This window comes from Pseudoxanthomonas sp. PXM02 (assembly GCF_014851805.1).
Classification (GTDB): Bacteria; Pseudomonadota; Gammaproteobacteria; order Xanthomonadales; family Xanthomonadaceae; genus Pseudoxanthomonas_A.
In genome coordinates, this window is record NZ_JACVAK010000001.1 from 1467840 (window position 1) to 1480755 (window position 12916).

General features: G+C 68.7%; 14 protein-coding genes. 4 read left to right on the forward strand and 10 right to left on the reverse strand.

Annotated elements, in window-relative coordinates:
• The first annotated feature begins 42 nt into the window (after positions 1-42).
• The 3 genes from IB225_RS07140 to IB225_RS07150 are packed head-to-tail and all read left to right on the forward strand — an operon-like array spanning position 43 to position 3134.
• A complete protein-coding gene (locus IB225_RS07140) occupies positions 43-1161 on the forward strand; it encodes a DJ-1/PfpI family protein (protein WP_192310482.1) in 1119 nt (372 codons plus the stop codon).
• 3 nt (positions 1162-1164) lie between these two features.
• Entirely contained in the window at positions 1165-1854 is a 690-nt protein-coding gene (locus tag IB225_RS07145) for a response regulator transcription factor (protein WP_192310483.1), read from the forward strand.
• The gene (locus tag IB225_RS07150) at positions 1851-3134 is read left to right on the forward strand and encodes a HAMP domain-containing sensor histidine kinase (RefSeq protein ID WP_192310484.1); all 1284 of its coding nucleotides are present in this window, start codon (positions 1851-1853) and stop codon (positions 3132-3134) included. The genes IB225_RS07145 and IB225_RS07150 overlap by 4 nt, the downstream gene beginning before the upstream one ends.
• Before the next feature lie 12 nt (positions 3135-3146).
• Here IB225_RS07150 and IB225_RS07155 read toward each other — a convergent pair whose 3' ends face one another.
• The 9 genes from IB225_RS07155 to IB225_RS07195 form a co-directional block, all read right to left on the reverse strand.
• On the reverse strand, positions 3147-4370 hold the full coding sequence (locus IB225_RS07155) for an acetylornithine transaminase (protein ID WP_192310485.1): 1224 nt from the start codon (positions 4368-4370) through the stop codon (positions 3147-3149).
• Positions 4371-4452: 82 nt separating this feature from the next.
• Positions 4453-4983 (reverse strand): cysteine hydrolase family protein, encoded by a 531-nt coding sequence (locus IB225_RS07160; RefSeq protein ID WP_192310486.1) that lies wholly within the window; start codon positions 4981-4983, stop codon positions 4453-4455.
• Between the two features lie 115 nt (positions 4984-5098).
• Positions 5099-5764: a hypothetical protein gene (locus IB225_RS07165; protein ID WP_192310487.1), complete on the reverse strand. Its 666-nt coding sequence runs from the start codon at positions 5762-5764 to the stop codon at positions 5099-5101.
• A gap of 92 nt (positions 5765-5856) precedes the next feature.
• On the reverse strand, positions 5857-6969 hold the full coding sequence (locus tag IB225_RS07170; RefSeq protein ID WP_192310488.1) for a hypothetical protein: 1113 nt from the start codon (positions 6967-6969) through the stop codon (positions 5857-5859).
• A complete protein-coding gene (locus IB225_RS07175; RefSeq protein ID WP_192310489.1) occupies positions 6966-7502 on the reverse strand; it encodes a sigma-70 family RNA polymerase sigma factor in 537 nt (178 codons plus the stop codon). The genes IB225_RS07170 and IB225_RS07175 overlap by 4 nt, the downstream gene beginning before the upstream one ends.
• Before the next feature lie 92 nt (positions 7503-7594).
• Positions 7595-8032 (reverse strand): VOC family protein, encoded by a 438-nt coding sequence (locus IB225_RS07180; protein WP_192310490.1) that lies wholly within the window; start codon positions 8030-8032, stop codon positions 7595-7597.
• A gap of 7 nt (positions 8033-8039) precedes the next feature.
• A complete protein-coding gene (locus tag IB225_RS07185; protein ID WP_192310491.1) occupies positions 8040-8447 on the reverse strand; it encodes a DoxX family protein in 408 nt (135 codons plus the stop codon).
• 36 nt (positions 8448-8483) lie between these two features.
• On the reverse strand, positions 8484-9305 hold the full coding sequence (locus IB225_RS07190) for an NAD(P)-dependent oxidoreductase (protein WP_192310492.1): 822 nt from the start codon (positions 9303-9305) through the stop codon (positions 8484-8486).
• A gap of 187 nt (positions 9306-9492) precedes the next feature.
• Entirely contained in the window at positions 9493-10089 is a 597-nt protein-coding gene (locus tag IB225_RS07195) for a phosphotransferase (RefSeq protein WP_255527981.1), read from the reverse strand.
• Positions 10090-10218: 129 nt separating this feature from the next.
• Here IB225_RS07195 and IB225_RS07200 point away from each other — a divergent pair, with 129 nt between their 5' ends.
• A complete protein-coding gene (locus tag IB225_RS07200; RefSeq protein WP_192310493.1) occupies positions 10219-12228 on the forward strand; it encodes a bifunctional DedA family/phosphatase PAP2 family protein in 2010 nt (669 codons plus the stop codon).
• Between the two features lie 105 nt (positions 12229-12333).
• Here IB225_RS07200 and IB225_RS07205 read toward each other — a convergent pair whose 3' ends face one another.
• Positions 12334-12909: an LON peptidase substrate-binding domain-containing protein gene (locus tag IB225_RS07205; RefSeq protein WP_192310494.1), complete on the reverse strand. Its 576-nt coding sequence runs from the start codon at positions 12907-12909 to the stop codon at positions 12334-12336.
• Between the last annotated feature and the right edge of the window lie 7 nt (positions 12910-12916).

A 12916-nucleotide genomic window follows, 5' to 3' on the forward strand; every position in this document is an offset into this window, starting at 1 on the left:
CGCGACGGGAGACTGGTGTCCATTCACCGGAGACCTGTCGCCATGTCCTTCATCACCCGCATCCTGCTGAGTGGCCTGCTGCTCGCCGCCACGACCACCCCGCTCCATGCCAGCGAGACTGGCCGGATCCTCATCGTCGTCAGCGGCGAAGGCCGCGACCAGGGCAAGACGCGTCCCGGCTACGAGTTCGACGAACTGTCGCAGGCGTGGCTGATCTTCAAGGCGAACGGCTTTGCCGTCGATGTCGCCAGTCCGCAGGGCGGCGCGGTCGACGCCGACAAGTACAACGCGCAGGAACCCTTCAATGCCGCCCTGCTGGCCGATACGGACGCCATGCGCACGCTGGCCGACACACGGAAGACCGGCGAGGTGAAAGCGACCGACTACGCGGCCATCTACGTTGTCGGCGGCAAGGGCGCGATGTTCGATCTACCCCAGGATCGAGCACTTCGGACACTGCTCGCCGACGCGTACGATCACGGCGCCGTGATCGGTGCGGTCTGCCATGGCCCCGCTGCGTTCGTGGACGTGCGTCTTGGCGACGGCACGCTGCTCGTGCAAGGCAAGACGATGACCGGTTTCACCAACGAGGAAGAAGCCCTGTTCGGCAAGCGCTGGATGAAGGAATTTCCATGGTTGCTGGAAGACCGGCTGCGTGGCGATGGGGCACACTGGCAGGAAGCGCCACTGATGATGTCGAAGGTGGTCGTCGATGGACGCTTGGTCACCGGGCAGAACCCCTATTCCACGCCGGGCGTCGCCGATGCCATCGTCCGTGCGACGGGACGCACCCCGGCCGCGCGTACACCGTGGCGCGATGAACTGACGATGGCGCTGGCGGCCGAGGCACGCGATGGTCGTGTGCAGGACGTCGCCACTGCACTCGCCAAGGACACGGCCCGTTACCACGTCGACCTGCTCGGCCTGCTGGGCTACTACCAGGCCCAGGCCGCTACCGGCGATGACAACGTGCGACATGCGCTGCAGCTGATGCAACTGGCGATGCCGTACATGACGGCGCCCCAGCTGAAACTTGGCGCGGCGGAAGCGCATCTTCGGCTGGGCGAACGGGATCAGGCGAAGGCGCTGGTGCAGCGCGTGCTGGCCGCCATGCCCGACATGGCGGAAGCTAAGGCCCTCCTGCAACGCATCGACGGTTGAATGATGACGGCTTCCCCCTTGCGTCTGCTGGTGATCGAAGACAACCCGCTGCTGCGCACACAACTCGAAGGGCTGCTGGTGGCGGAGGGCATCGAGGTCGAGTTCGCGGGCGATGGCTTGAGCGGGCTGCAGATGGCGCTGGCTTCGCCACCGGATGTACTGGTGCTCGATCTGGGCCTGCCCGGCCTGGATGGTCTGCGTCTGTGCGAACGGTTACGCGCCGAGGCCGACCGGCATGTGCCGGTGCTGATGCTGACCGCGCGCGACGCACTGGAAGACAAGCTGCAAGGCTTTCGCGCGGGCGCCGATGACTACCTGGTCAAACCCTTCGCCGGCGCGGAGCTGCTGGCGCGCTGTATCGCGCTCTCGCAGCGCCATCGCAGCGGGCAGACGCATGTGCTGCGGATCGGTACGCTGCAGATCGATCGCCGCCACGGCGTCGCACTGCGGGACGGCCGCCCGCTCGACCTCCACGCCACCAGCTACCAGATCCTGCTGGCACTGGCTGAGGCCTGGCCGCGCACGCTGACGCGCAGCGAACTGATCCAGCGCCTGTGGAACGACGCGCCACCGGAATCGGACCCGCTGCGCACGCACCTGTACTTCCTGCGGCAGGCGCTGGACAAACCGTTCGCCACGCCGATGCTGAAGACCGTGCACGGCGTCGGCTTCCGGCTGGAGGCCGACGCATGACGCACACTCCCGCATCGCCGCGCCGGCATCTGCGCAACCGCCTGATGCTGGCATTCGCCGGCTTCACCTTCCTGGTCGCTGCGCTGTTCGCGCTGTACGTGGTGCTATTCGTCTACACGGTCGAAGACCAGCTGTTCGAGTCCATGCTGGACCGCGAGGTCGCTGCACAGCAGGCGTACCACGCCGGACACGGCCGCTGGACCACGCCACGCGACGGCTTCATGTCCGTGGTGGCGACGGCATCGGACCTGCCGGACGGCATCGGCGACGTGCTTCACGAGGAGCCGCGGCGACGCGAGTTCGCGGGTGCGGAAGGTCGCCACTATCACCTGCGTGTCCTGCAATCAGACGATGCGAACGAACCGCCGTCGTGGCTGGTCGCAGAGGTGAGCGCCCTGCTAGTGGTACGGCCGATGCGCGCGAAGATGCTGCAACTGCTCGCCTGGTCCGGCGTCGCCATGGTGGCGCTGGCGCTGCTGCTCGGCGGTTGGCTGGCCCGCCGCACCACCGCGCCGCTGTCGCGGCTGGCCGATGCGGTCGGCGACGCGACGCCGGACCGGCTGCCCCCCGGCTTCGCCGACAGCTTCCCGGACGATGAAGTAGGCGTGGTCGCGCGCCGGCTCGACGACCTGATCGCGCGCGTCAGGGACTTTGTCGAACGCGAGCGCGAGTTCACGCGCGACGCCAGCCACGAGCTGCGCACACCGCTGACGGTCATCCGCACGGCGACCGAGCGGCTCGGCATGGAGGCCGGTCTGTCGGACACCGCACGGCGTCATCTGGACCATATCGCGCAGTCGTCCCGCCAGATGGAGCAGACCGTCGTGCTGCTGCTGTCGCTGGCGCGTGAGCAAGCTTCGCTCGAAGCAGAGATGGCGACGCCGGTGTTGCCGGTGCTGGAACGCGTCATCGTCGAGCAGTCGCCGCTGCTGGAACGCAAGCCGGTGGAGGTGCAGGTCGACGTCGCCAGCGACGTCTTCACCACGCTGCCGGCGTCCGTATTGAACGTCCTGCTGTCGAATCTCGTTGGCAACGCATTCGCGCATACACGCGAGGGCCGCATCATCATCGACATGGAAGCGCGGACACTGCGCATCGCCAATCCCGGTGGCGACGTCCATCAAAGCGACTTCGAACCTTTCGCCAAAGGGGCCGACAGCAGCGGCTTCGGCCTGGGCCTGTCGATCGTGCAACGGCTCTGCGAGCGCCACGGTATCGCGCTGCGGATCGACAGCGCTTCCGGCCGGACGGTCGCGCGCTTCACGCTGCCCGCGGCCTGATCACGCCATCGATCAGGTCGCGAACGCGCGCAGCGCCGCATGCAGGCGCTTCAGGCTTTCGGCGACTTCCGCATCGGTGATGTTGAGCGACGGCACGAAGCGCAGCACGTCCGGGCCGGCCTGCAGCATCAGCAGGCCCTGCGCAGCCGCCAGGTCCAGCACTTCGCCGGCGCGTCCGGCGTATTTGGTATTCAACACTGCGCCCAACATCAGGCCCCGACCGCGTACCTGCGAGAACAGGCCGAGCTCGGCGTTGATCGTATCCAGGCCCTTGCGCAGCGCCGCCGACTGGCGCGCCACGTTGTTGGCGATCTGCGGCGAGGCCAGCTTGCGCAGCGCCACGCGCGCCACCGCTGCGGCCAGCGGATTGCCGCCGAACGTGGTGCCGTGTGCGCCGAACTGCATCACCTCGGCCACCTTGGGGCCGGCCAGCATCGCGCCGATCGGGAAGCCGCCACCCAGCGCCTTCGCCAGCGTGACGATGTCGGGTACCACGCCGTCCTGCCAGTGCGCGAACAGCGTGCCGGTGCGGCCCATGCCGGCCTGGATCTCGTCCAGCACCAGCAGCGCGCCGTGGTGGTCGCACAGTTCGCGCACGCTGCGCAGGAAGCCCGATGCGGCTGGCATCACACCGCCCTCGCCCTGCACCGGCTCCACCATCACCGCGGCCACGTCGCCGCAGGACATCGCGATCTCGAGCTGGGTCAGGTCGTTGAAGTCTACGTAGCGGAAGCCCCCGGGCAGCGGCTCGTAGCCTTCCTGGTACTTGGGCTGCGCGGTCGCGGTGACCGCGGCCAGCGTGCGGCCATGGAAGCTGCCGCGGAAGGTCACGATGACACGCTGGTCGGGCGCACGGCCCTGCGAGGATGCCCACTTGCGCACCAGCTTGATCGCCGCCTCGTTGGCCTCCGCACCGGAGTTGCACAGGAACACGCGCTCGGCGAAGCGCGAAGCGGTGACCAGTTCCTCGGCCAGCCGCAGCGGCGGTTCACTGTAGAAGACGTTGCTGGTATGCCAGAGCTTGCCGGCCTGTTCGGTCAGCGCAGCCACCAGGTCCGGATCGTTGTGACCCAGCCCGCAGACGGCGATGCCGGCCGACAGGTCCAGATACTCGCGACCCTCGCTGTCCCAGACGCGCGCGCCCTGGCCGCGCTCCAGGATCACCTCGCGCGGACGGTAGACCGGCAGGTAGTAGCGCTGTCCGTTCGACAGCAGGTCGGGGGTCGTGGCGCTCATGGCGACGGCTCGGCGGCGGAAGGGGCCGCGTATTGTCGCTCATCGCGCCGCCCGCACCAGCGGGCGGTGCAGCACGCCGGACTCAGCCGGCGAAGGCGATCCCGTCGGCCGGCAGCGCGCGGATGCCCACGCCGAAGCTGCGGATCGCCGGCAGCGTGGCGTTGTGGTGGGCGCGGATCTGCGCCGCGTCGGCATGCGCCTTGTCATGCGTGGTGTGCGCATCGGCGGCCAGCACCACGTGGTAGCCGTGCGCGGCCGCACTGCGGGTGGTGGTGTCCACGCAGAACTCGGTGGCATAGCCGCACAGCACCACGCCTTCCACACCACAGAACGACAGCACCTCGTCCAGCCCGGTGCGCAGGAACGAATCCGGCGTGGTCTTGCGGATGCGATGGTCGCCCTCGACGACGCGCAGCGCCGGATGCAGCGCCCAGCCGGACGATTCCGCTTCCAGGTCGCCCGCCCGCTCGTGCTGCACGAAAACCACCGGCGCGGCGGCCTCGCGCGCCTTGTCCGCCAGTGCGTTGATCCGCTCGATCACCGCATCGGCATCCGGCGGCGATGGCTCGAACAGGCCACGTTGCACGTCGATCACCACCAGGGCGAGATTCATCGGTCACCTGCGAAACGGGAACAGGCCACCAGCTTCCCTCATCGCGCCCGCACTGCCAAGGTGCGGGCGCGATGATCGTTCACTTCCTCATCATCCGCGGGACCGCGTGGGGTCCTCAGTCGGCGAGTTGCGCGATGTTGCGGGCCAGCAACGCATCCCCTGCGACCCCTTGTCGCGCCTCGACCGCGAGGCGTCCCGCGTCGGTAGCACGCTGGTCTGCCTGCGCCACCAGCGCGGCGGCGAAGCGCATCGAGGCGTCGCTGGGGCGCAATGCCAATGCCTGTGCGATCCGCGCGCTGCCATCCTCGCCCGCCAGGTGCGCGCGCAGCGCGGCCACGTCGACACGGCCGGTCCGCGGCATGTCGTAGGTCTGCAATCGCAACAGGTCCTGCAGCGTCTCGCGGAAGTAGCCGGCATCGAACAGCGCCAACGCACGGGACGACGTGCCGGTAGCGGTCGCAACGCGCGCTTCCAGTCGCGTCGACAGGTCACGCAGGAGGGCACCATCGCGGCTGGCGTAGATCGCGGCACGGCGCAGCGTCTCCATGCGCGCGATGATCGGCGTATCGGCCGCCAGCAGCCGCTGGGTATCCGCGACCAGGTGGTCGAGACCGTAATCGGGCGACGGTGTGTTCCAGCCCGTGCCCCAGGGCAGCGACGGCGCGCCTGCCGTGTCGAACGGTTCGCAGAGCAGGGGCGGACCGGCATGCGCCGGCATGGACAACAGCGAAAGTCCCAGCAGGACAGCGCAGGCGCGGGCCTGCAGTGCGAATGTCTTCATGACGAATCTCCGTAGGGAAGACCGCGCCGTGCGGCGGGCCGCGCGACGTCGCCGCGCTGGAAGAGGACGCCATGCGCGGGCGCTGCGTTAACTCATCGATCCGGTGATCGCGTCCCGGCGGGTTCCTGCTGCAACAGCGCATCTGCATCGGCGTGCGCGTCGAACACGTCCGGCCACTGCATCCACCACCGCTTGATGCGCGGATACGGCAAGGCATCCCACCATGGCGACAACGCCGATGCACCGGATGCCCGGATCGCCGCGCGGGTCACGCGTGCATCCGCGGGCAGGAACGACGACAGTCGATCGAACACCGGTCCTTCGGCCAGCACCGGATGCGCCTGCAGCAGCGACAGCAGGCTGATCGCGTCCTGTGGCCGTGCGTGTTCGATCAGGCGTGCGACGGCAGCGCCCGCCGGTTGCCGCTGTGCGGGATCCTCATCGACTTCGCGCAGCGCCGACAGGAAGGCCGCACTGGCACCGGCGTCGTAGGGAATGCCGGGGCGGCCACCGGGCCCGAAGTCGACGCGTGCGCCCTGCGGCACCAGCACCTCGCGCCACGCGTTGTCCACCTGCACCCAGCCGCTGCGCACGGCCAACGAGCCCGCGCCCTGCGGTCCTGCGTCGAGAACGAATTCGCACCCCAGGTCGAAGACATCGCCCGCCGGCGTCGCAATGCCGAACGACCCGGGCGGCGCCCAGATGCGCGCCCACAGCCTGCCGTGTTCGAGCTGCGTGCGATGGCGGCCACTGCGCGTTTCCACCAGCCGCAAGCGCGCGCCTTCGCCCAGGACCATTTCACCGATGCGCGCCACGCGGACGCGAACGTGCGCGCCCTGCCCCGTCTCGAGGACGCTGCCTGTGTCGAGCGTCGCGTGCGCATCGGCGGGCGCACCGTCGACCCGGACCGCTCCGCTGACCGACGCGATCTGCCACGCCTGTCCCGCCGGCCAGCGCAGGCGATGCTCGTAGCCTCCATACAGGCCGACGGCCAGGACGGCGAGCGCGGCGGCCATGGCCCAGCGGACGCGGGGACGCAGGCGGCGTTGCGGTGGCGGATCGGTGCGCACGGCCTGGCGCAGCGGTGCGCGGCGCCACCGGTGTGCTGACAGCTGCCGTTCCAGTCGCGCCACCTGGTCATCGACAGGACCATTGCGGTCCCACAGATAGTCGTCGTCGCGCGGTGCATCATCGTTCGGGTTCATGTCGATGCTCCTCGTGCCGGTGTCGACAAGGCGGTTCGCAGCAAGGCCATGCCGCGATGCAGGTTCACCCGCACGCTGCCGGGTGCCAGCCCGGTGCGCTCGGCGATCTCCGGCCCGGTCATCCCCTCGACCAGTCGCAGCAGCAGGGTCTCGCGATAGGCATCGGGCAGCGTGCGGATCGCCTCCAGCGAGCGCTGCGCCTCCACGCGTTCCTCGACGTCCGCGCTATCCGCCACCTCGTCCATCGCCACGCCCGTCAACGGTGTGCGTCGCCGCGCGGCGTCCAGTGCGGCGTGGCGGGCGATGCTGACGATCCAGCCCGGGAACGCGGCGTCCTCGCGCAGCGAAGGCAGCCGCGTAAGCGCGGTCTCGAACACGTCCTGGGTCAGGTCATCGGCATCGGCCGGCTCCAGGCGCGCCAGCAGGATGCCGTGCACCACGGGCGCGAAACGACGGAACAGGTCCTCCAGCGCCGCGCGCTGTCCCGTCCGTGCCGCCTTCACCAGTGCCGCCAGGGTCTCGGTTGCGTCCACGCCACTCCTTGCCTGTCTCCACTACCAAGGACGCGACGACGGGTGCAGGTGTTAACAGGCCACGCGCATCGACACGCCGGGGCCTGCGGGCGTCACCAGGCGCCGGTGTTCGGCATCGACAGCCAGGGCTCCTGCGGCGGCAGCGCGCTGCCCTTCTGCAGCAGCTCAATGGAGATCAGGTCCGGCGTGCGCACGAAGGCCATGCGTCCGTCGCGCGGCGGGCGGTTGATGGTGATGCCCTGCGACTGCAGGTGCGTGCAGAGCGCATAGATGTCGTCGACCTCGAAGGCGAGGTGGCCGAAGTTGCGCGCGCTGCCGTAGTCCTCGGCCGGCGCGCCGTCTTCCGGCGGCCAGTTGTAGGTCAGTTCGACCTCGGCTTCCGGATTGGCCGGGGCACCGAAATACACCAGCGTGAAGCGGCCCTGCGGGCTTTCCATGCGACGGGTTTCGGTCAGGCCCAGGCCTTCGGTAAGGAAGCGGCTGGTCGCGTCCAGGTCGTGGACACGGATCATGGCGTGCAGGTACTTCATGGCAACCTCATGTGGGAAGGGAAGCACGCGGGCGATGCGCCCACGCGTTGGCCAGCAGGCAGGCCAGGATCAGCACGCTGTACTCCACGCCGTTGCGACCCAGGCCCACGACGAACCAGCCGGCCTGTGCATGCACCAGCCAGATGCCGCAGGTGTAGATGGCCGCGAACACCAGCGCGATCGGCGTGACCCATCGGCCCGCCGCGAATACCGGGGCCGCGACCAGTTCGAACACGGTGACGAACCACGCGATGCCCAGCCCGAATGGAAAGTCCTGCGCCTCCAGGAAGGCTCCGAAGGGCGTGACGCCCTCAGCCAGCACGCGCGCCACGCCATGGATGAAGAGCAGCGTGGCCAGGGCCATGCGGATGAAGGCCAGTGACTGGCGTGCCGAGGGTTCCATGGACGACATCATCGTGGCTCCTGGTGGGAGAACAGCGGTGGCCGAGGATCAGGGATCGAGAAACAGGTCGGGCAACAGCGTCTTCGAAGGGTCGACGGCGTACGGCGCGAAGTCGGTGACGCCCGCCTCGCGCAGCACGTCTTCGTCGATCAGGAACTGGCCGTGGAAACCACGCGCCTCGCGCACCAGCACGGCATGCGCGGCATCGGCCACGATCTCCGGCGTGCGGCAGCGAGGAATCTCCACGCCGGGGATCATGTTCAACGCATCGGTGGCGACGATCGTGCGCGGCCACAGCGCGTTGACGGCAATGCCCTGCGGGCCGAACTCGCCGGCCAGCCCCAGCGTCACGAAACTCATGCCCATCTTCGCCAGCGTGTAGCCGGTGTGCGGCGCCCACCATTTCGGATCCAGCGACGGCGGCGGTGCCAGCGTCAGGATGTGCGGGTTCGCGGCTTGCTTCAGGTACGGCAGGCAGGCCTGCGCACACAGGAAGCTGCCGCGCGCGTTGACCTGCTGCATCAGATCGAAGCGCTTCATCGGCGTGTCCAGCGCGCCGGCCAGCCAGATGGCGCTGGCGTTGTTGACCAGGATGTCGATGCCGCCGAACGCATCGGCGGTAGCCGCCATCGCGGCCTTTACCTCGTCCTCTTCACGGATGTCGCACTTCAGCGCCAGTCCGCGGCCACCCGCATCATTCACCGCCTGCGCGGCGGTGTGGATGGTGCCGGGCAGTTTCGGATTGGGCACCGACGACTTGGCGGCGATCGCCACGTTGGCGCCATCGCGTGCGGCACGCAGGGCGATGGCCAGGCCGATGCCGCGCGAGGCGCCGGTGATGAAAAGGGTCTTGCCGGCGAGGGTGGTCATGGTGGTTCCTTGGTATCCGGATTCGCGTGCGACTTCCGAGAAAACTGAAAATAGGTTTACCGTCATCCCAGCGAATGCTGGGATCCATTTTGACTTTGCTCTTCGCTTGCACATTGAAAAGCAAGATCAAGATGGATCCCAGCATTCGCTGGGATGACGAAACGATTATTGCGGCGTGAAGACGGCATCACGGCTTCGGCCCCTGCCCTTCGTTGTCTTCCCACTTCAGCAGGCGACGGGTGATGAAGCGATACACCGGCTTGCCGGTGCGGAACCACAGGTCGCGCAGCCAGGATGTGCGCTTCAGCACGCGCTTCTCGACCGGCGTCAGCGAGGCGCCGCAGTACATGCGCTTGTGCTTGAGCAGATGGCGCAGGTCCTGCCGCGCGAGCAGGCGCATCCAGCGCGAGCGCGGGTCGCCGCGGGTGGCGAGCTGGAAATCGATGATCGCCGGGCGCCCGTCGGCCAAGACCAGCCAGTTGGCTTCCTTCGCCAGATCGTTGTGCGCGATGCCGCGACGGTGCAACTGCTGCAACAACCGACGCGCCGCGCGGAAGTACGCCAGGTCGCCGCGCGGCGGACGCTGGTACATGGCAGCACCTTCCATGTAGCTGCGATCGAGGCGACGGCCGGTCCAGTCCAGCAACTGGGGGACATCGGCCATGCCGTCGACCTTGCGCAAGGCCAGTGCCTCGCGTCGCGCCAGCCACCATGCCGGCAGCCGCAGCCACAGCGGAACGTGCGCGAGGTCACGCCGCACGAACGGGCCCTCGGCCCCTTGCATCAATGAGATACGGCCGAAGCTGTCGGCCTTGAGTGCGGTGATTTCGGAAGGCGAGCGCAAGTCCACGACGTCATTCTACCGTCCATAGGTCGCAGACGCCGGTCAGGTGGCCCCGCCTATAATCCGCCGATGGAAGCCTCCTGGTTCGACAACCTGCTGGCCTGGATCAGCGCACATCCCGTGGCCGCGGGCCTGGTGATCTTCGCGATCGCGTTCTGCGATGCGGTGATCATCCTGGGCGCGATCGTGCCGGCGCTGCCCCTGCTGTTCGCAGTCGGCGTGCTGATCGGGCTGGGCGAGATCTCCGGTCCCTACGCCGTCATCTGCGCCACGCTCGGCGCGCTGGTCGGCGATGCGACCAGCTACTGGGTCGGCCACCGCTGGGGCCAGCAACTGCGCACCGTGTGGCCGTTCCGCAAGTACCCGCAACTGCTGGACCGCGGCGAGCTGCTGTTCCGCCGCAACGCATGGAAGAGCATCTTCATCGCGCGCTTCGTAGGCCCTATCCGCCCGTTCGTGCCCGCGGTCGCGGGCATTTCGCGCATGCCGATGCGGCGGTACCTGGTCGCCAGCGGTGCGGCCTGCGTGGCGTGGGCCGCCGCGTTCCTGCTACCGGGCTGGGTGCTGGGGCATGCCTACGACGCCGTTGCGGCGGTCGCCGGCCGGCTGGCGCTGGTGCTCGGCCTCATGGTGGTGGTGCTGGCCGTGGCGTGGGCGCTGGTGCTGTACACCTACCGCTGGTTTGCCGCGCATGCGGACGCGCTGCTGGCGCGGGCACTGGCGTGGTCGCATGCGCACCCCGTGCTTGGTCGCTACACGGCCGCGGTGTTCGAACCCACGCGGCGCGAGTCGGTGCCGCTGGCACTGCTGGCGATCCTGCTGCTGGCCATCGTGTGGGTCTGGTTCGCCTTCCTGGTCATCGTGATCGGCCACGGTGAGCCGCTGGCGGCCGACCTGTGGGTCTACGAACTGATGCGCGCGCTGCGCAACCCGCTGGCGGACTACCCGCTCGCGGCGATCGCGTCGCTCGGCGACGAACAGGTGCTGGCCCCGGCATCGCTGCTGGTGCTCGGTTACCTGTGCTGGCGCAAGCGCTGGATGGCGGCCGGGCACTGGCTGGCGGCGCTGGCGTTCGGTCTCGCCCTGACCGCATGGCTGGGTGCATCGGTCGACATTCCGAAGCCGCCCAGCGTCAGCAGCGGCTTCGGCTTCCCGTCCATCGCGGTGACGATGTCGACGATCACCTTCGGCTTCTTCGCCGTGCTGATCGCGCGCGAACTGCCGGGCCGCACGCGGGTGTGGCCCTATCTGGTGTCAGGCCTGGTGGTGGCGCTGATCGGCTTCGCCCGCATCTACCTGGGCGCCCACTGGCTGAGCGACATCATCGGCGGCATGTTGTTCGGCCTGGTGTGGCTGCTGGTGCTGGGCATCGCCTACCGGCGCCGCATGGTGCGCTCGTTCTGGATCAAGCCGATCGCCTGGCTGTTCTATGGCAGCTTCGTGCTGGCCGGCCTGTGGCACGCGCCGCGCAACGTCGAGCACATGCTGGCGCAGTTCCAGGCGCCGGTGATCGAGGGCCGCGTCGCGCTGCAGGACTGGTGGAACGAGGGCTGGCAGTCATTGCCCGCGCGCCGCAACGAATTCGATGACGAACAGCGCTGGCCGCTCGACGTGCAGGTCGCCGGCCCGCTGGCGCCGCTGAAGGCAACGCTGACTGCCGCTGGCTGGCGCGAGCAGCCGCAGGCGGGGTGGCAGGACGCATTGAACCTACTGGACAGCGACCTGTCCGACGACGAACAGCCCGTGCTGCCCGCCACGCTGGATACGCGTGCCGAGAGCCTGCTGATGGTGCGCCAGGGCGACCAGCCCGGCGAGGTCTACGTGCTGCGTCTGTGGCCGGCCGATACGCGCCTGCAACCCGGCGACGTGCCGCTATGGATCGGCAGCGCGCAGGTATTGCAGCAGCAGCGCGCGTTCAACCTGGTGCGCCTGTGGCGGCCGCTGCGCGAAGCACGGACCGCGCTGGATGCGGTGACGAAGGCCACCTCGGACCTCGATCATGCGATCGCGCCGCACCCGGATTCCGGGCTGCCGGTGCTGCGCCTGCGTACGGACGGCGAACAGGTTCCACCTCCCTGAACCTTCCGAAGCGAACGTAGAGCGGGGCTTGCTCCGCTTGCCTGTGCGAGCGATCGGCCGAGTCCGTCCGCGGAGCCGGGCAAGCCCGGCTCTACGGCCGTGGCGTCAGTCGATCCACTCCAGCAGGCGCTGCAGGCGGGCGTTCACGTCGTCCTCCTGCAGCAGCGACACGCGCTGTTCCGGGGTGATGGGGAGCACCTGCGCCAGCCGCCAGCCCACCCAGCCTGCGTGTTCGAAGACACGCGCAGGCAGCTTGCTCACGTCTGTGCCCACCTTCTCCATCATGGTCTGCAGCAACGTGCCGAGCAGCGCGTGCTCGGGAAGGATTTCGAAGTCTTCGTCCTTGCTCAGCCACTCCACGTCCGCCATCACCAGCCCGTTGTCGCGCACCCGTGTGCGCAGTACATGGAAGCGCCGGTGGCCGCGCACGCGCAGCGACAGCAGACCATCCTCGCCCATGTCGAAGTTCTCGATCAGCGCTTCGACGCCATAGGCTGCCGGCGTGGCCGGCGCACCGGCCTCGTTGCCTTCCAGAATCAGGCAGACGCCGAAGCCGCCACCGGACCGCCCGCAGTCGCGGACCAGGTCCAGGTAGCGGCGCTCGAAGATGCGCAGGTCCATCGCCGCACCGGGCAGCAACACCTTGTGCAGCGGGAACAGCGGCAGCGACTCGTGCGCCATGCCGGAC

Coding starts and splice junctions, on each gene's coding strand:
- IB225_RS07185 (WP_192310491.1), bottom strand. CDS start 8,447: ATGATGTCGTCCATGGAACCCTCGGCACGCCAGTCACTGGCCTTCATC.
- IB225_RS07150 (WP_192310484.1), top strand. CDS start 1,851: ATGACGCACACTCCCGCATCGCCGCGCCGGCATCTGCGCAACCGCCTG.
- IB225_RS07140 (WP_192310482.1), top strand. CDS start 43: ATGTCCTTCATCACCCGCATCCTGCTGAGTGGCCTGCTGCTCGCCGCC.
- IB225_RS07190 (WP_192310492.1), bottom strand. CDS start 9,305: ATGACCACCCTCGCCGGCAAGACCCTTTTCATCACCGGCGCCTCGCGC.
- IB225_RS07160 (WP_192310486.1), bottom strand. CDS start 4,983: ATGAATCTCGCCCTGGTGGTGATCGACGTGCAACGTGGCCTGTTCGAG.
- IB225_RS07200 (WP_192310493.1), top strand. CDS start 10,219: ATGGAAGCCTCCTGGTTCGACAACCTGCTGGCCTGGATCAGCGCACAT.
- IB225_RS07180 (WP_192310490.1), bottom strand. CDS start 8,032: ATGAAGTACCTGCACGCCATGATCCGTGTCCACGACCTGGACGCGACC.
- IB225_RS07195 (WP_255527981.1), bottom strand. CDS start 10,089: ATGCAAGGGGCCGAGGGCCCGTTCGTGCGGCGTGACCTCGCGCACGTT.
- IB225_RS07145 (WP_192310483.1), top strand. CDS start 1,165: ATGACGGCTTCCCCCTTGCGTCTGCTGGTGATCGAAGACAACCCGCTG.
- IB225_RS07165 (WP_192310487.1), bottom strand. CDS start 5,764: ATGAAGACATTCGCACTGCAGGCCCGCGCCTGCGCTGTCCTGCTGGGA.
- IB225_RS07155 (WP_192310485.1), bottom strand. CDS start 4,370: ATGAGCGCCACGACCCCCGACCTGCTGTCGAACGGACAGCGCTACTAC.
- IB225_RS07205 (WP_192310494.1), bottom strand. CDS start 12,909: ATGGCGCACGAGTCGCTGCCGCTGTTCCCGCTGCACAAGGTGTTGCTG.
- IB225_RS07170 (WP_192310488.1), bottom strand. CDS start 6,969: ATGAACCCGAACGATGATGCACCGCGCGACGACGACTATCTGTGGGAC.